The organism is Anoxybacillus amylolyticus (assembly GCF_001634285.1).
GTDB lineage: Bacteria > Bacillota > Bacilli > Bacillales > Anoxybacillaceae > Anoxybacteroides > Anoxybacteroides amylolyticum.
In genome coordinates this window covers 858815-877500 of record NZ_CP015438.1, presented here as the reverse complement: position 1 = coordinate 877500, position 18686 = coordinate 858815, and the positions used below count along the sequence as shown (strand labels likewise).

Sequence of the window (18686 nt, the reverse complement as noted above, 5' to 3'; positions counted from 1 at the left end):
CCGAAGACCTTCTTCGCTCACGCGGCGTTGCTCCGTCAGACTTTCGTCCATTGCGGAAGATTCCCTACTGCTGCCTCCCGTAGGAGTCTGGGCCGTGTCTCAGTCCCAGTGTGGCCGATCACCCTCTCAGGTCGGCTACGCATCGTCGCCTTGGTGAGCCGTTACCTCACCAACTAGCTAATGCGCCGCGGGCCCATCCGTAAGTGACAGCTTGCGCCGCCTTTCAACCAAAGACCATGCGGTCTTCGGTGTTATCCGGTATTAGCTCCGGTTTCCCGAAGTTATCCCGGTCTTACGGGCAGGTTGCCCACGTGTTACTCACCCGTCCGCCGCTAACCGAACAGAAGCAAGCTCCTATTCGGTCCGCTCGACTTGCATGTATTAGGCACGCCGCCAGCGTTCGTCCTGAGCCAGGATCAAACTCTCCATAGAAAGTTCTATTCCAAACTCATGTTTTCTCGTTCCTTAAACGAGGACGCTTCGTTTTGTTCAGTTTTCAAAGAACACTTTTGGTCGCTTGAAGCGACTTTTTTATAGTATCATGTTGATTTACTGCTGTCAACATTTTTTATCCACCGCTATTCCGCAGCGACGCTTTTTAATTTATCATCTTTGATTAATGAAGTCAACACTTTTTTAAAAAACAATTAAAACAAAAGGCCCTTCTCATCGCTCTCACCCTTATAAGAACGGGCCTTCTTTATTAACGATTTGCTATTTTGTAATAGCGGTGATACACATTCTGCCCTTTTGTTGGCATCTCTTCTGTCGTTAACACGTGCTTATCCACTAAATATTCCAGCATTATTACTAAATCAACCGAGTATACTTCCAATTCTGGATGGGCAATCATTTCACCAATGCTCCAAGCTTCTTCCCTTCGTTTCAACACATTTAGTAAATGAGCTGAACCAGACGGAATGCGAGAATGAATTAAAAATTCACTTGCTAAAAACAATAGTTCCAGTCTTTTCTCTAATGGTTCGTCGCTACCCACCAATTCTTCATAAAGTTTATAAATTTGCGCATCAATTTGTTTCACTTGATTCCATACGGTCACTTCAGGATAAAACCCTTTTTCAATAACGGCTAACCGTGCCAAATGATGAAGGGCATGGATAACATGATTATAGGCATCCAAAAGTTGGTTGGTTTCCAAAAATACTTTTCCATCTGTATATCGCCGGATTAATTTAGCAAATTCTACCCCCATCTTTAGCCGTCGCGCTTCTTCTGGAAACTCCAACATTCGGTTTCTTAATTGCCGCACATATTCATTCCGATCAAATAATACTTTCCCGTTAAGTACCCAATCAATCACTTTACGGTTTGATCCAAACAACAGCCATTCGTTTAATTTTTCTTCACTCACAACATGCAATGCAGCTTTTTGTCCTTTTGTTGTATAATGTTTACTGAATACTGGAGAATCGACATCTTTTACAATGACTAACAACACTACGTCAAATGTATCTGTAATCGCCGAGTTATTCAGTTTTTTTTCAATCAACAAAATCCCTAAGGTATTGCGATGACTTGCTCTTTCTTGGTAAATGGGACGAATTAAATCCTCCATCTTTTCCCCTCCATCGTTTCGAGCGTTTCAACGCTCATATTTCGACAAAAATCGCAAAATTCCTTTTTTGCAAACTCACCTAAATTTTATGGTATAGTTAGAAGGAGGAGGGACGAACAAATGTCGATCAAGTATTCAAGCAAAATTAATAAAATCCGGACATTCGCGCTTGGGTTAATTTTTGTTGGATTTATCGTCATGTACATAGGGATATTCTTCCGCACTTCGATGTGGATTATGACGTTATTTATGATTTTAGGATTGCTTTTTATTATCGCAAGCACTGTTGTCTATTTTTGGATTGGGATGTTGTCCACAAGAACGATTCAAGTAGTCTGCCCAAGTTGCGGAAAAACGACAAAAATGCTCGGCCGCGTCGATTTGTGTATGTATTGTAGCGAGCCGCTAACACTAGACCCTGAACTAGAAGGCAAGGAGTTTGATGAAAAGTACAACCGAAAGAAAAAAAAGAGCTGGTAGCCTTTGCTATCAGCTTTTTAATGCGTCCGATAATGTTGGCAGTCTGCACAGACACCGTATACTTCCATGCAATGATGGCTTACTTTAAATCCTGTCACATGCGCCGCCAGCGTTTCCACTTCATCTAATCCCGGATAGTGAAAGTCGACGATTTTTCCGCACCGTTCACAAATGATATGGTAATGATCCGAAGTAACAAAATCAAAGCGGCTTGACGAATCACCATATGTTAACTCTTTGACAAGCCCTACTTCTTTGAACACACGGAGATTATTATAAACCGTTGCAACGCTCATATTCGGGAATTTGCCTTCTAACGCTTTATAAATCTCATCAGCCGTCGGGTGTGACATGGAACGGATTAAATATTCCAATATCGCATGACGTTGCGGGGTAATGCGCACCCCTGTCTGTTTCAGCGTGTCTAGCGCTTCTTTTAGCAGTTGTTCTTCAGACACCGTCATGCACCTCACTTCCTTTAGAAAAAGAATTATTATTTTATAATTTTTATAATTAGTCTACCGTTTTTTTAGCTACTTTGTCAATATTCGTATCATTAATATATGAGTTTATTTCGACTTTTAACATAAAAAGCGTGCGGAATTACTTTCCGCACGAACAATTCGAGGAGGTATGCCCTACATTAACAATATATGTCGTATTCCTTATTTGGTTTGGACATCTACCTATTTTGCACAAGTATGACGAATATAAGCTAACGCCTCTTCTACATGCCCCTTCACTTTCACCCCGCGCCATTCTCGGAGTAATCTTCCTTCCTCATCAATGACAAACGTCGAGCGCTCAATTCCCATGTATTCTTTCCCAAAATTTTTCTTATGCTTCCAAACACCATATCTTTCGGCCACTTCATGTTGCTCGTCCGCTAACAATAAAAACGGCAACGCATATTTTTCAACAAACTTTTGATGCCGTTCTACAGAATCAGTGCTGACTCCTAAAATGACGGCATTTAAATTCCGAAATTGATCATAATAGTCCCGAAAATCGCACGCCTCCGCTGTGCATCCTGGTGTCATATCTTTCGGATAAAAATATAACACCACAAACTTCCCGCGAAAATCAGAGAGCGAAACCATCGTGCCGTTGCTTGCAGGTAATGTAAAGTCCGGAGCTAAATTTCCAATTAACAACATTGCTATCTCTCCTTCTTTATGTCTTTTTCCCAATCAATCACCACTCGAACTACAAAAGCAGCAGGCATAATGTATCCTAATAATGCTTCGGTGACTGCAAGCCATCTTCCTGCTCCAATCGGGATAACGTCCCCATAACCTACTGCTAATAATGTTGTTGCGCTAAAATATACACTGTCTTGTAAAACGGAAAAAAACTCACCCGTAATGTCTTTTGAATTTTTTGTAAAAATATCATACCCGTTTATTTCTAAAATCGTATAAATTAGCCCAAATCCGATCATCATCGTTACGTATAAAGAAATTAATACAACAAAATTTTCCACCGACACATATTTATGCTTGCTCGCGCGGCTAGTCCATACCGAAACAATATTCAACACTAATACCCCGACGATTACAATAATCCACCCCATCGCTATCACCTCGTACAAGCCATGTATACGAGGAGGTAACGAAAAATATACCGTCTTAGTTTCCTGCACCTCTATAGTGCTTGATCCCTTTATTCCACAACATAATGGCAATCATAAAAAAGATAACCCCCATAATCGGCGTTAAAAACGCATAGCTATACCACTCTTTTTTTCCTAAAAAATAAGCGGAAGGATACACCCCGACAAACGCAAACGGCAAAATCCACGTTAAAATGTAGCGAATGACACGGTTATAAATATCGATTGGATAACGGCCATAGTTGCTAATGTTATACATCATCGGCATAATCGAGCTTCGTGCATCCGACCAAAAACTAATCGTCGCAAGCGAAATAAATACCCCCGCATAAACGAGCATGCCGCCAAGCGCAAACAAAAGAAAGAGAAAGAAATCATACCAATGAAACTCAAGATGCAATCGCGCGCTCGCATCCCCCATAATAATTAGGCCTGTCACACCACCAACAAGCGACTCAAGTTCCATTCGTTCTAAAATCACTTGGAACAAACTGTGCACCGGTCGCGTTAATACACGGTCCATTTCTCCACGAACAATGTAACGTTCATTAAAATCCCAAATATTAAAAAATGCTCCAAATAACGCAAACGGCACTAAAAAGAAGCCGTAAATAAAAATCATTTCATCTCTCGTCCAACCGTGCAATAGCGTCGTATGTCCGAACACGACAAGAATAAAAATTAAGTTGACCGATTGAAACATCAAATCGGAAAGAAACTCAACAAACAAATCCGCCCGATATTGCAGCTTCGTTTTCATATATTGCGCCATATATTGAAAAAAGACCGATACATAAAACACGCCATCACCCCCCTTGAACGACAAGCCGCTTTTTCGCCGCTTTCCAAAGAAGTTGAAGCGGAAGAAGCAAGATGATACTCCACATAAGCTGAAACAACAACCCATCAATAACCGCCTTCCCATGAAAACTTTCCGTAAAAATCATGCTCGGAATATAACTAATCGCTTGAAACGGAAAGTATTTCATCACTTCTTGCGCCCAATGTGGGTAGAAACTAATCGGCAAAATTAATCCAGAAAATAAATCAATGACAAACCGTTTCGCTCGCAACAGTCCTTCGTTATTTAACGTAAAAAATGTCACGACCCCCGCTAATAAATTCAACTGGGAGTTAATCACGAAACTTAACATAATCGAAAGGGCAAAATATCCCCATGTCCTTATATCGCTCGAGAAATGGAGCGGAAACAAAAGACTAGTGATAACGACGCCAGGAAATGAAAGGAAAAATAAACGAAACACTCCTTCTCCCAAGCCTTGCATCGTTTTCATCCCTAAATAACTATACGGGCGAATCAGCTCAACCGCTACTTTTCCTTCTTTAATTTCCATCGCGATTTCACGGTCTATATTGTTAAAATAAAATGCGCGTGCCATCCACGATACCGCGACATACGTTGTCATCTGTTCAATAGACATACCTTGAATGGCTGACTTTCCGCTGTAAATGGCCGACCAAAGGAAATAATACGCGCCGATATTGATGCAGTAAATAAGAATGCCCGTATAGTAGTTCGTCCGATATGCCAGCATCATTAAAAAACGGATGCGAATCATTTCAAGATATTTATCCATGTACAACACCTTCTTCGTAGATGTTGCGAATAATTTCCTCTGTCGACATTTCATCAATATTAATATCTTGAATGTTATAACGGGCAACGATTCGGCTAATGACATCCGATACATGCATCGGTGCGACATGGGCAACCCAGCTATTCGTTTCCCCTTTGCGCCACGTTACGTTTATATCATACGTCAGAGCGCGCAACTCTTCTTCCGTTACTTCAGTTGCAAACGTAAACTGCACTTGCTTTCCTTCTCCCCAGTTTTCTTTGAGTCGCTGCAAAGAACCGTCATAAATAATTTTTCCTTCATCCAACATAATGACACGTTCACACAGCGCCTCGATATCCGCGATATCGTGCGTCGTTAATAAAATCGTTGTTTTATATTTTTCATTAATCTCTTTTAAAAATTGACGAATTTTTAGCTTCACTAATACATCGAGCCCAATCGTCGGTTCATCTAAAAATAAAAGCGGTGGATTATGAATTAACGCGGCTGCCAATTCACAACGCATTCGCTGTCCCAATGACAGCTTGCGCACTGGCTTATCGAGCAATGGACCGATATCCAATGTTTCGATGACATGCTCCATATGTTCTTTGTACTCTTTATCCGATACGCGATACACTTTTTTTAATAATCGAAATGATTCTTGCACCGCAATGTCCCACCACAATTGCGAACGTTGTCCGAAGACGACGCCGATCGTTTGAACGAACGCCTCACGCTCTTTATGGGGATTCATACCGTTGACAACGACTGTTCCTGATGTCGGTGTTAAAATTCCTGTCAACATTTTAATGGTCGTCGACTTTCCAGCTCCGTTCTCTCCAATGTACCCTACCATTTCTCCTTGCTTAACGGTAAACGAAATATCATCCACCGCCCGAACCGTTTTATAGTTTCTTGTAAACAAATCGCGGAACGCACCCATTAAACCAGAGCGGCTCGAATACACTTTAAATTCTTTTCGTAGTTTTTCTACTTCGATCGCATACATGTTCTCACCCTCCACATAAGCAATAGTTTAACGAAAGTCGCTAGGAGAAACAAATGGTATGCTTATGGTACAATAGAAAACAGCAAACTTTTGCATAGGAGGCTTTCAACATGCAGTTTACGAAATCAGAACAACTATACAAAGAAGCGCTTGAACATATTGTTGGCGGCGTCAATAGCCCTTCCCGTTCCTATAAGGCAGTGGGCGGCGGCGCTCCTGTCGTCATGGAACGGGCGCAAGGCGCTTACTTTTGGGACGTTGACGGAAATAAATATATTGATTATTTAGCAGCATACGGCCCAATTATTACTGGACATGCCCACCCGCACATTACGAAAGCGATTCAGCAAGCAGCGGAAAATGGCGTGTTGTACGGAACGCCGACTCCTTATGAAATTACATTTGCCAAAATGTTAAAAGAAGCCATTCCTTCTTTAGAAAAAGTACGCTTCGTCAACTCTGGGACAGAAGCGGTCATGACGACGATCCGTGTCGCTCGCGCCTATACAGGGCGGGATAAAATCATTAAATTTGCTGGTTGCTATCATGGGCATTCTGACCTTGTGCTCGTTGCGGCTGGTTCTGGTCCATCAACATTAGGGACACCTGACTCTGCTGGCGTTCCAAAAAGCATTGCCCAAGAAGTAATCACTGTTCCATTTAACGACATTGACTCTTTCCGACAAGCGATGGAACGTTGGGGCGAACAAATCGCTGCCGTTCTTGTCGAACCGATTGTTGGAAACTTCGGCATCGTGGAACCAAAACAAGGATTTCTTGAAACAATTAATGAACTCGCCCATCAAGCGGGCGCGCTTGTCATTTACGATGAAGTCATCACAGCGTTTCGGTTTATGTACGGGGGAGCGCAAAATTTATTAGGAATGGAACCAGACTTAACAGCGCTTGGAAAAATTATTGGTGGCGGTCTCCCAATTGGTGCCTACGGTGGACGAAAAGACATTATGGAACAAGTCGCTCCGCTCGGTCCTGCGTATCAAGCAGGAACAATGGCTGGAAACCCAGCTTCTATCCTTGCCGGCATCGCCTGCCTTGAAGTATTAAAACAAGACGGCGTTTACGAGTATCTTGACCGGCTGGGTGCTATGTTAGAAGAAGGGATTGCTATCCATGCGAAAACATACGGTATTCCTGTGACCATCAATCGATTAAAAGGAGCGTTAACCGTTTACTTTACGACCGAGAAAGTAGAAAATTACGAACAAGCTCAGCAAACAGACGGTGAGATGTTTGCGAAATTTTTCAAGTTAATGCTCCAGCAAGGAATCAACCTTGCTCCTTCAAAATACGAGGCGTGGTTTATTACACTCGCTCATACAGAGGAAGATATTCAATATACACTCCAAGCGGTTGAACATGCATTTAAAACGTTAAAAAACGAATAAATATACAAAAAGAGTGGAAGAATTTTCTTTCCACTCTTTTTTGCGACCGTTGAAAACGTTTACATTAAACGTTTTATTAGCTATATCCCAAAATGAATATTATATCCAAAAAAATGAATAAATAATTGATTTCCCTCTTTGTTCGTGGTAACATAGACTATAAATTCTGAAAATTTTTATTCTCCTATCGTTTATCCTTATTTTTCCCATAGAACATTATGCGCAGGAGGTGAAAGGCAAAGGTGGGATTCCCACTTTCGAGCCGATCAAACATGAAACAACGTTGGAATCCAAGTCATTTTCAAGATTTCCATCGTGCTGAACACGATGCTTGCGGCATTGTATCCGCCATCGAAAAACGGCGCATTCCAACAAGAGAAAACATTATGACCTGTATTAATGCCCTTGTGAAAATGAACCATCGCGCCGGCTTTATTAACGGCGAAGGGGATGGAGTAGGTATCCATATCGACATCCCAAGAGCACTTTGGATGGAAAAACTAGCAAACGCCGGACAAAATCCAGAAATCGCGAACGACAACCGCTTTACAGTCGGACATATTTTTATTAATCGCACGACAGACGTTGAGCAAGCAAAAGAAAAAATAAGACAGCTCTTCAAGCAGTCCGGTCTCACCCTTCTTTTCGAATCCGATCGTGTTACTTCTTCTCATGCACTCGGACCGATTGCTTTACGCCAAGAACCTGTCTTTTGGCAAGTGGCGCTTTTGCCTATTGATAGCGAGCAGCTCACGAAACGATTGTTCGATTTGCTTATTGACATCGAACAAGACGAAGATGTTCATGTTGCTTCGTTAAGTCATTTCCACGTTGTCTACAAAGTAATGGGCGCCGGAGATATTTTACCAAAATATTATCATGATTTAGCAAATCCGCTTGTTGCATCAACCATGACGCTTGGCCATAACCGATATTCAACGAATACGTTATCCAATTTTTTCCGAGTTCAACCGTTTAGCGTGTTAGGACATAATGGAGAGATTAATACAATTGCTAAACTGCGTGATGAAGCAATAATGCTTGGCGTGCCGCTTACTGTCGGCGGAAGCGATTCGCAAGATTTAAGCCGCACAATGGAAACGCTCATTTGCCGTCACGGATATAGCTTATTTGAAGCAATGGATATTTTGTTCCCACCAATTATTAATGAAATCAAAGCATATCCTGAGCATTTGCAAGATTTATATACGTACATTCGCGAGGCGTGGGGACACTTTGCCCAAGGTCCTGCAGGTATCATTTCTCGTTATGGAGAGGAAGCGGTATTTAGCGTGGATGCGTTAGGATTGCGCCCGCTTTGGAAGTTAGATACCGAGAGTCGATTCATTTTTGCTTCTGAACCCGGGATTATTCCCGCAAGTGAGTACACAGGAGAACCAAAACCGATTGCTCCAGGCGAAAAAATCGGGTTGAAATGGGGAGGAGACGGTCATATTGAAGTGCTTGAATACGCCGCATTTCAAGAAGAAGTGTATGCCCGCTTTTCGAAACGGTTTGATGTCGCCAACTTCCGAGCACGTCTTACTCCACCAACATTAGAAAAACATTTGTTTGTCGCTTCGCCAAACAAAGTGCAGAACGGTCAATATTCCGCATTCGGCTGGGATCGGGAACATATTCAACTGCTAGAGCAAATGGCAGAAAAAGGAGCGGAACCAATTCGTTCGCTCGGCCATGATGCACCGCTAGCAGCCATTGACCCAAATCGGAAAAACCTTGCCGACTTTATTAAAGAAAGCGTTGCGGTTGTCACCAATCCAGCAATTGACCGCGATCGGGAAACAGAACATTTCTCGACTAGAACGATTATTGGCAAGCGCCCATCATTAACGGATGCACAGCCACCTTGCTACGTGGTTGAGGTAATTTCGCCAATTTTAATAGAAGGAAAAATCGGTCTCGAAAGCGCAGAAACGTTAGGGCACCCTTCCTACGACCAAATTGTTCATTCATTTCAAACAAAACAACTCGCTCATGTGCTGTCCGCGACATTTACAGCGGAGGAAACGATAAAAGAAGCGTTGCAGCGTCTTGCCAACGAGGCATGTGAAGCTGTCCGCTTTGGAAAATCATTGCTTCTTCTTGACGATGCAGAAGCACACCAAAATGGAAATTTATTGATTGATCCGTTACTTATCACCTCGGCGATCGATCAGGCGCTAACAGAAAACGGATTACGGCGTGATTGCTCACTATTGCTCCGATCTGGTGCGATTCGTTCGCTACATGATCTCATCGTCGCTTACGGATTAGGTGCCAATGCAATTAATCCTTACTTAATGTTTGCGACCGTTGCAGCAGAAGATACGGTCAAACCGGTCATCAACTTATTTAACGCATTGAATAAAGGATTAGAAAAAGTCATTTCCACCATCGGTATTCATGAATTGCGCGGATATAGCCGCCTATTCTCATCCATCGGATTGCACGATGAAATTGCGGACGTGCTAAAAATCGTTAACTTCTTCGGCTCTGATTCGTTGCAATACGATTTTGCGGCGCTAAAAGAAGATGCGATCGCTCGTGCAAATGACTATGCCGATGAAAACGCAAAGCCAGGGAAAACATTCCATGTCTTCCCGCGCATTTGGAAAGCGATTGGCGAAGTAGCGCAAACCGGTTCGTACGACAACTATCGTGAAAAGCTAACAGAAATAGAAACAGAAACACCAACAACGATCCGTCATTTGCTTGATTTGAAAAAGGCGAAAAAAGAAGTCCCATCTGAAACTGTCGATATTAGCGTCGGTGAACATAGCTTGCCGTTTGTCATCGCTTCGATGTCGTTCGGTTCACAAAACGAAGTCGCCTTCCGCGCTTATGCCGAAGCAGCCGACCGACTCAATATGATCAGCTTAAACGGCGAAGGCGGCGAAATTAAAGATATGCTCGGCAAATATCCGCGCACGCGCGGCCAGCAAGTCGCCTCCGGGCGTTTTGGTGTCAATGCTGAACTATTAAACTCATCCAATTTATTGGAAATTAAAATCGGACAAGGAGCAAAACCAGGAGAAGGCGGTCATTTACCAGGTTCTAAAGTAACGGCGAAAATTGCCGAAGCACGGAACGCAACGATTGGCTCTGACCTTATTTCACCATCGAATAACCACGACATTTATTCAATCGAAGATTTAGCGCAAATGATTGCTGAGCTCAAAACAGCAAACGACCAAGCAAAAGTTGCCGTAAAAGTACCCGTTGTTCCAAATATCGGAACGATTGCTGTTGGAATTGCAAAAGCAGGGGCGGATATTATTACACTAAGCGGTTTTGACGGCGGAACAGGAGCAGCTCGGATTCATGCGTTGCAGCACGTCGGACTTCCGGTGGAAATCGGGGTGAAAGCTGCCCATAACGCTTTGTTAGAAGCAGGATTGCGCAACCAAGTCGAAATTTGGGCAGATGGTGGCATAAAAAGCGCCTTAGACGTCATCAAAGTGATGTTGCTTGGCGCAAACCGCGTCGGCTTTGGTACCCTTTCGATGATTGCGATTGGCTGTACGACATGCCGCGGTTGCCATTTAGATACGTGCCACGTCGGCATTGCAACGCAAATCGAATCGGAAGCGCAAGCAAAAGAACATGGCTTACGCCGTTTCGTTCCACGGCAATTTGAGATAGCTGTTCAAGGACTAGTGAACTTATTCACTGCTTTCGGTAATGAGTTAAAAACATTGACGGCTTCGCTTGGCGTTGAACGATTACAAGACATTGTCGGGCGCTCCGACTTGCTAGAACAAGTAAGAGGCCTAGAAAAAATGGATTTGACGCATTTACTGAAAGTATTGGAAGTTGGACAGTTTACGCCAAAAGAAATGCGCGCAAACATAGAAGAAGCGAAATTACTCGTTGCCGCAGGGGCAGAATACCTCGACTATCATGTGGAAGATTTGCACCGTTCGCGCGAGTTTTCTGCTGTCACATCCGAACAACGCGTGCTCGGTAGCCGCGTATCATGTCATCGCGTTCGCGGGCGTTTAGATGGGTCTTATAAAAAATTACCGAACGTGACGTTGCGCTTTAAAGATGGTTCTATTCCTGGAAACGGTCTTGGTGCTTACAATAGCTACGGCATTCACATTCACGTCGATGGCGGCGCCCAAGATGGCATCGGGAAGACAGCGCTTGGTGGCAGCATCCTCATATTTAAAGCAAAAGGGAAAGATGGAAAGTTTTATAATGGATCTGTCGGAAAAGGGTTTGGCTATGGCGCGCAAAAAGGATTGCTCGTCGCCCAAGGCAATGCCGATGCACGGGCTGGCATTCGCCTCTCAGGTGCCGATATGATTATCGGCGGACAAGTGACCGTGCCAATCCCGGAAGAAGAGCATGGCAATATCGGAGCACGGGCAAACATTAAAGGGTTTGCGTTTGAATATATGACAAATGGACGCGGGCTCGTTCTCGGCGACCCTGGACCATGGATTTGCGCAGGAATGACAGGTGGCGTCGTTTACTTGCGCCATCAACCAGAAATGGGGTTAACAAAAGCTGCGCTTGAACGCCGTATCGCCAAAGGTGCCCAAGTTCGCATCGAGCGCTTAAGCGAACGAGGAAAAGCGGATGTACATGAACTTTTATCAACCTACATCGACTTGCTTATCGAGCACGAACAAATAGAAGAAGCAGAGTCACTGAAGCCGCTGCTTGAAAAACTAGAAGATCATTTCTTCCAAGTCATCCCATCTAAAGAACAAGCGGATCCTTCAGTTTCTACAGAATAATGGAAAAAGAGGCATCGGAATCCTGATGCCTCTTTTTTCTGTAATTAATACAACAACGCTTCAATATATATAGTACGTCCTTTTTATTTTTTGCTTGATATCTTCTTCCAAACGATGTATATTACTAAATTGTTTAGCATCTTTTTGAGGCAAAAGGAAGGATACAAACGTTATGAGACTCGGAGCCCGCATCTTTAAAACGGGAATTGCCGTTACATTGGCACTATCTTTAGCAAGTACGATGAATTTCCCTTCACCGGTATTTGCCGGAATATCGGCGGTATTTGCAATGCAGCCGACCATTTATCGCTCGTACTTGTCGCTCGTCGAACAAGTACAAGCCAATATGATCGGTGCTATTTTTGCGATTGTGAGCGTTTTATTATTTGGGCATAATCCATTTATCGTAGGATTGACAGCCATTTTAGTCATCGCGCTTTGTTTGCAGCTTCGGTTAGAGTCAACCATTTCGGTTGCACTAGTTACCGTCATCGCTATTATGGAATATACGAACGCGAATTTCATTCAATTTGCGGCAATTCGCTTTTCGACGATTATGCTTGGCGTGCTTGCTGCATTCGTCGTAAATCTTATATTTCTTCCACCAAAATACGAAAAAAAACTGTATTTCCATATCACAGAAAATACAGAGGAAATTTTAAAGTGGATTCGTCTAAACATTCGCCACGTGTCAGAACATCATGTGTTAAAAGAAGATATCGAAAAGCTAAAAGAAAAAATGATTAAACTGGATCAATTGTATTTGCTTTACAAAGAAGAACGAATGTATTTGCCAAAAAATCGTTATCAGCGGTCGCGCAAACTCGTATTATACCGGCAAATGATTTCCGCCACGAATCGGGCGCTGGACACGTTAAAAGTCTTGCATCGCCTTGAAAACGAACTTTTTCATATGCCGGATGAATTTCAGCAAACCGTACGAGCACAGCTCGATTGCTTGCTTTCTTATCACGAGCAAATTTTGCTAAAATTTATCGGCAAAGTGAAGCTACAGCAACAATCCGACATTGCAAGCGAAGCGTGTCACGAGAAAAAACGGCTAGTTGAGGCATTTTACGAATACAATCAATACGGCAATGAACACCATCTCTTTTTGCTCATCGGAACAATCATTGCCTACGGAGAAACGCTCGAACATTTAGATAAACTTATTGATAGCTTCCAACAATACCATAAAGATGAGGAAGCACTCGAGCTAACGAACCAAGAAACATAGAGACGAGGCAACAATAAACTAGCGGCTATCCTCAGATAAGGATAGCCGCTAGTTTTAGCTTTTCATGCGCGGGTCGAGAGCATCGCGCAAACCGTCGCCCATTAAGTTAAAGCCAAGCACGGTTAACATAATCGCTAACCCTGGGAAAATCATCGTCCACGGTGCTTGTGTTAAAAACTCTTTGGAGCTTGCTAGCATCGTCCCCCACTCCGGATTTGGAGGCTGGGCACCTAAACCAAGGAAGCCGAGCGCAGCTGCTTCGATAATCGCCGTAGCGATCGCAAGCGTCCCTTGCACAATAATCGGCGCCATACTATTTGGGAGAATATGATGGAACAAAATGCGCACATCGCTCATGCCAATCGCTTTTGCTGCCATAATATATTCTTCTTGCTTAATACTTAAGACACGTGAGCGAATAAGGCGGCCGAAATTTGGAATGTTAATGACCGCAATGGCAATTAACGCGTTTTGTAATGATGGCCCAAGTACTGCGACAATACCGATGGCCAATAGAATGCTCGGAAACGCCAGCATAATGTCAAACACGCGAGAAATGATACCGTCCACCCAGCGTCCATAGTACCCAGCGACAATACCAAGCAACGAGCCGATAACGACCGAACCTAATACAGAAAAAAAGCCAACCCATAGTGAAATGCGTGCGCCATAAATGACGCGTGATAAAATGTCGCGACCAAAATCATCTGTACCAAATAAATGGTCTTTAGACGGAGCTTGCAAACGCAACGATAAATTTTGGTCATTAATGCCGTACGGAGCAAGCAGTGGCGCAAATACCGCCAATAAAATGAAAAAGACAACAATCCCCATGCCAATAAGCGCGATTTTATTTTTCTTAAAGCTACGCCAACCTTCTTTCCATAAAGAAGAGGACTCTTCTTTTTCTTGCCGTACGGGCATAGGTGTTTGATTGCGAGCTAATTCAGCCACCATGATTCCCCCTTTCATTAGTTGTATTTAATGCGTGGGTCAATAGCTGCATAAAGAAGATCCACGATTAAGTTAATGAAAATAAAAATCGTCGCAACAATTAAAATGCCTGATTGAATAACTGGATAGTCACGGTAACCGATGGCATCGTAAATGTATCGCCCGATTCCCGGCCAGCTAAAAATCGTTTCTGTTAAAATGGCACCACCAAGCAACAAGCCCGTTTGCAAACCTATCACAGTTAATACAGGGATAATCGCGTTTTTCAATGAATGCTTGTACACGACCCAAAACATGCTTAACCCTTTCGCTCTTGCCGTGCGAACATAATCAGATTTCATTACTTCCAGCATGCTTGAGCGAGTAATGCGGGCAATAATCGCCATCGGAATCGTCGCCAACGCAACGCTTGGCAAAATTAAATGCTGTAATACTTGCATAAACTGATCGGTATTTCCTTGTAGTAGCGTGTCCACTAAATATAAATGCGTAATCGGTTCCACTGGATTTCTTATATCTTCCCGTCCAGATGTCGGCAACCAATCAAGATGAATGGCAAACACCCATTGCTCCATCAGTCCGAGCCAAAAAATTGGCATCGATACCCCAACAAGCGCCAATACCATTGCAGCATAGTCAAACCATGAGTTTTGAAACCATGCACTAATAATGCCAGCATTAACACCAATCACAATCGCAATCAACATTGCTGCTAATGAAAGTTCCAATGTCGCTGCCAAATACGGCCAAATTTCATTGGCTACTGCAGAACCAGTGCGAATGGATTCGCCCAAATCCCCTTGTAATAAACCACCTAAATATTTGACGTATTGCACATACCACGGCTGATCAAGTCCGAGCTTATGCGTCAATGCAGCAACCGCCTCTTTCGTTGCTTTTTGGCCTAAAATAACTTGTGCAGGATTTCCGGGAATCGCGCGAATCATAAAAAACACGACAAGCGACATTCCTAGCAAAACAGGAATTACCATTAATACCCGTCGCAATGTATAGGAAAACATATGCTCACTCCTTTTAGAAAGTGAAAAGGGAGAGGATGCACTCCCCCTCCCTCAACCCAAAAAATTATTGAATCTCGACTTTCGTAAATTTATCCGAACCAGTTGGATGCGGGTTAAAGCCTTTAATATTCGCTTTCCCAGCTAACAACGGCGTGGAGTGCACAAGCGGGATCCATGGTGCATCTTCTTTAATGATTTCTTGTGCTTTTTTGTAAAGTTCGTTACGTTTATTTTCATCGCTAACTGTTTGAGCTTCCACTAAAATTTTGTGAAGTTCATCATTTGAATAGTACGTATAGTTGTTGCTGCCGATGCTGTCTTTATCAAGCAATGCATACAAGAAGTTATCTGCATCGCCGTTATCCCCTGTCCAACCGAGCAAGAATGCATCCGCTTCTCCTTTGGACGCTTTTTCAAGGTATGTCGCCCATTCGTATGTGACAATTTTGGCTCTTCACCACAAGTTGTACTTGATCATTTAAGATAGGTGTGCATAGAGAAAATAGAGGGTACAAAAAATGCGAATTTTCCTGTATGGTAAAGGTGACCAAACCAAACCATTGGAGGAAAATTCGCATGTACTCTCAGTTTATCAAAGAACTCATCGATTTACCAGATGTTTTGATTCAAAAGGTACGAAAAGAAGAAGAACGTTGGATTTTCGAACTTTCTCTGCCCGAACAATGCCCGTTATGTCCTGTCTGCTTGAAGCGCACGATCAAAATGACATGCAAAAAGAAGCAATGGATGCATGGCTATGCTCAGCGAATCGGAATTTTTTGGATTGAACTTCCTGTAGAGCGCAGACGTTGTGGTACGTGTGGCATGACATTCAGCACGTCTTATCCAGCCATCGCTCCTCGAAGTGTGGCGACGGATGCTTTTCAGCAATGGGTCGCGCAATCTTGCATCGGAACATCCATTCAGGCAGTGGCTCGTATGCTCAAGCTTCCTTACACGACCGTTGAACGTTGGTTTTATACTCATGCCCCTTCCTTCCTATCGAATGAAATCCAACCAAAGGCGGTTTGTGTCGATGAGTTTGCTTTTCGAAAAGGGCATGACTACGGAGTGGCGATCATGGATGCCGAAACGGGAGAAGTGTATGCCATTGAAGCAGGAAAGAACGAGGAAGCCATTGGACGTGCGTTGGCTCATGTGTCTGGTTCTGTTCAGTATGTCGTGAGCGATTTGGCTCCAGCGATGAAAAAAGCGATTCAAGGGATTTGCCCAGAGGCGACACATGTGGTCGATTATTTCCATGTCATTCAGCTGTTTACAGATGCTTTAGAGCGTTGTCGCAAATATTTAGACAAAGGAGGCAAGAAACATGGAAATGTTCGTTACGTTTGTCGTTTATTGAGCCAATGTCCAGAGAAGCTTATAGAGGAAGAACGTCAAATTGTACGAGAATGGTGTAATGAAAGCGATTACTTAAAGTCTGTCTACCAATCGCTCCAACATTTTCGCTATGTGTCCAAAAGCAAAGACGTGCAACAGGCGAAACGACGTTTGGAGGCTTGGATTCATCGGTATTCGTTTTGTCCTTGTTCGGTTGTGCGTGCCATCGCAAAATCACTCGTCAAACGAACAGACGAAATCATATCGTGCATTTTATCGCCTTATTCGAATGGGAAAATGGAGGGAACGAATAACAAGATCAAGCTGATTAAACGTCGAGGATACGGATACAGAAATATCCAACGTTTTGCATTGCGGGTTCGGTTAGAAACAGCTAACATACTTTAATGGCAGGGGCAAGTACATCTTTTGGTGATGAACCACAATTTTTGCTTTCACACCAATTTTTGCAAAGTTCGCTTGCAACGCTTCCGCTACTTTCTTTCCATCTGGCATGTACGGACGTGGAACAGGCATCGCCCATAGTTCCATTTCAAAGCCGTTTGGATAGCCAGCTTGGGCAAGCAATTGTTTCGCCTTTTCTAAATCGAATGGATAATCTTGAATGGCATCATTATAGCCAGGAATGCTTGGTGGCATTGGGTTTTTCGCTGGTTCTGCTTGCCCAGCATAAAACGCGTCAATAATCGCTTTTTTATCCACTGCGTAGTTTAATGCTTGACGAACAAGCTTGTTTTTCAATGGCCCTCTTGTCGTCGTTAATCCAACGTATCCAACGTTCATGGATGGACGTTTGAAAATTTGGAAATCTTTATTGCCTTCTATTTGTTTCAAATCGTTTGGATTTAAGTCTTCCATGATATCAATTTCGCCTTTTAATAATGCATTTAAGCGAGCCGAGTTGTCAGGAATTGAAACAAAAATTAATTGATTTAGCTTCGGATAGCCTTCCATCCAGTAATTTTTATTTTTCTCTAAAACAATTCGTTCGTTGCGTTTCCATTCTTTAAAAACGAATGGACCTGTACCAACAGGATGTTCTGTAAATTTATCCCCATATTTTTTCACTGCTGTTGGGCTTGCAATCGCAAAAGGCGTCATCGCAAGGTTTTTCAAAAATGGTGCTTGTGGACGCTTCAATACGAATTGCACTGTATATTCATCCACTGCTTTTACTTCTTTAATGACATGACCTTCGTCATTTTTATAACCGCCAAACATCGAACCGTAGTACGGGAATGTATCCGCATTACCGTTCGCCCAGCGTTCAAAGTTGAACACGACTGCTTCAGCGTTGAAATCTGTTCCGTCATGGAACTTCACGCCTTTGCGAAGCGTGAACGTATACGTGAGTCCATCTGGAGAAACTTCCCATTTTTCTGCTAATGCCGGTTGAATCGAAGTATCTCCATCATTGTAATCTAGCAATGTGTCAAAAATATTTTTTGTGACTTTCAAAGATTCGCCGTCTGTTACTGTCGCTGGGTCAAGTCCTACCGAATCCCCACCACGACCATAAACAAGCGTGCTTTGGGTAGTGCTTTTTGAGTTATCTTTTTCTCCGCCAGCTGTTTTTTCAGATTTTCCACAGCCAGCAAGTGCTAACGACAATGCAAGCATAAATGCAAGCACTGCCATAAGTGATTTTTTCTTCACTTTTTGTCTCCCCCTTTTTATTTTATTGTTTCGCTGCTTGCTAT

General features: G+C 43.1%; 14 protein-coding genes, 1 rRNA gene and 2 pseudogenes (1 of these 17 cut by a window edge). 5 read left to right on the top strand and 12 right to left on the bottom strand.

Features of this window, described 5'->3' with window-relative positions; all coding sequences use genetic code 11:
- Positions 1-432, bottom strand: a 16S ribosomal RNA gene (locus GFC30_RS04475) (it extends 1122 nt beyond the left edge of the window).
- A 271-nt stretch (positions 433-703) separates the two neighbouring features.
- Positions 704-1576 carry a nucleotidyltransferase-like protein gene (locus GFC30_RS04470; protein WP_066323087.1) on the bottom strand — a complete coding sequence of 291 codons (873 nt, stop codon included), beginning with the start codon at positions 1574-1576 and terminating at the stop codon, positions 704-706.
- A gap of 120 nt (positions 1577-1696) precedes the next feature.
- Between GFC30_RS04470 and GFC30_RS04465 the strand changes: the two genes are divergently transcribed.
- Entirely contained in the window at positions 1697-2056 is a 360-nt protein-coding gene (locus GFC30_RS04465) for a YgzB family protein (protein ID WP_066323086.1), read from the top strand.
- 17 nt (positions 2057-2073) lie between these two features.
- Here the strand turns inward: GFC30_RS04465 and perR are convergent, their stop codons facing one another.
- The 6 genes from perR to GFC30_RS04435 all read right to left on the bottom strand — a co-directional run bounded on the left by perR (position 2074) and on the right by GFC30_RS04435 (position 6260).
- Positions 2074-2520: a peroxide-responsive transcriptional repressor PerR gene (perR, locus tag GFC30_RS04460; protein ID WP_066323085.1), complete on the bottom strand. Its 447-nt coding sequence runs from the start codon at positions 2518-2520 to the stop codon at positions 2074-2076.
- A gap of 222 nt (positions 2521-2742) precedes the next feature.
- On the bottom strand, positions 2743-3213 hold the full coding sequence (bcp, locus tag GFC30_RS04455) for a thioredoxin-dependent thiol peroxidase (protein ID WP_066323084.1): 471 nt from the start codon (positions 3211-3213) through the stop codon (positions 2743-2745).
- Positions 3214-3215: 2 nt separating this feature from the next.
- The gene (locus tag GFC30_RS04450) at positions 3216-3629 is read right to left on the bottom strand and encodes a potassium channel family protein (RefSeq protein WP_066323083.1); all 414 of its coding nucleotides are present in this window, start codon (positions 3627-3629) and stop codon (positions 3216-3218) included.
- Between the two features lie 55 nt (positions 3630-3684).
- A complete protein-coding gene (locus GFC30_RS04445) occupies positions 3685-4470 on the bottom strand; it encodes an ABC transporter permease (protein WP_066323082.1) in 786 nt (261 codons plus the stop codon).
- Positions 4471-4474: 4 nt separating this feature from the next.
- On the bottom strand, positions 4475-5266 hold the full coding sequence (locus GFC30_RS04440; RefSeq protein WP_066323081.1) for an ABC transporter permease: 792 nt from the start codon (positions 5264-5266) through the stop codon (positions 4475-4477).
- Positions 5259-6260, bottom strand: a complete 1002-nt coding sequence (locus tag GFC30_RS04435) for an ABC transporter ATP-binding protein (RefSeq protein ID WP_066323080.1) — start codon at positions 6258-6260, stop codon at positions 5259-5261. The genes GFC30_RS04440 and GFC30_RS04435 overlap by 8 nt, the downstream gene beginning before the upstream one ends.
- A 110-nt stretch (positions 6261-6370) precedes the next feature.
- Between GFC30_RS04435 and GFC30_RS04430 the strand changes: the two genes are divergently transcribed.
- The 3 genes from GFC30_RS04430 to GFC30_RS04420 all read left to right on the top strand — a co-directional run bounded on the left by GFC30_RS04430 (position 6371) and on the right by GFC30_RS04420 (position 13648).
- Positions 6371-7666, top strand: a complete 1296-nt coding sequence (locus GFC30_RS04430) for a glutamate-1-semialdehyde 2,1-aminomutase (RefSeq protein ID WP_066323079.1) — start codon at positions 6371-6373, stop codon at positions 7664-7666.
- Between the two features lie 272 nt (positions 7667-7938).
- A complete protein-coding gene (locus tag GFC30_RS04425; protein ID WP_066327139.1) occupies positions 7939-12411 on the top strand; it encodes a glutamate synthase-related protein in 4473 nt (1490 codons plus the stop codon).
- A gap of 172 nt (positions 12412-12583) precedes the next feature.
- Positions 12584-13648 (top strand): FUSC family protein, encoded by a 1065-nt coding sequence (locus GFC30_RS04420; RefSeq protein ID WP_066323078.1) that lies wholly within the window; start codon positions 12584-12586, stop codon positions 13646-13648.
- A gap of 54 nt (positions 13649-13702) precedes the next feature.
- On the opposite strand, the gene GFC30_RS04415 is transcribed toward GFC30_RS04420, so the two are convergent.
- The 3 genes and pseudogenes from GFC30_RS04415 to GFC30_RS04405 form a co-directional block, all read right to left on the bottom strand.
- Complete coding sequence (locus tag GFC30_RS04415) at positions 13703-14602, bottom strand: ABC transporter permease (protein ID WP_066327137.1); 900 nt, start codon at positions 14600-14602, stop codon at positions 13703-13705.
- Between the two features lie 17 nt (positions 14603-14619).
- On the bottom strand, positions 14620-15624 hold the full coding sequence (locus tag GFC30_RS04410; protein ID WP_066323077.1) for an ABC transporter permease: 1005 nt from the start codon (positions 15622-15624) through the stop codon (positions 14620-14622).
- A 64-nt stretch (positions 15625-15688) separates the two neighbouring features.
- Positions 15689-16078: pseudogene (locus GFC30_RS04405) on the bottom strand (ABC transporter substrate-binding protein); the annotation flags it as partial.
- 122 nt (positions 16079-16200) lie between these two features.
- On the opposite strand from GFC30_RS04405, the gene GFC30_RS04400 reads away from it, so the two are divergent.
- Positions 16201-17373, top strand: a complete 1173-nt coding sequence (locus tag GFC30_RS04400) for an ISL3 family transposase (protein WP_066322967.1) — start codon at positions 16201-16203, stop codon at positions 17371-17373.
- A gap of 9 nt (positions 17374-17382) precedes the next feature.
- Here GFC30_RS04400 and GFC30_RS04395 read toward each other — a convergent pair.
- Positions 17383-18642: pseudogene (locus GFC30_RS04395) on the bottom strand (ABC transporter substrate-binding protein); the annotation flags it as partial.
- Between the last annotated feature and the right edge of the window lie 44 nt (positions 18643-18686).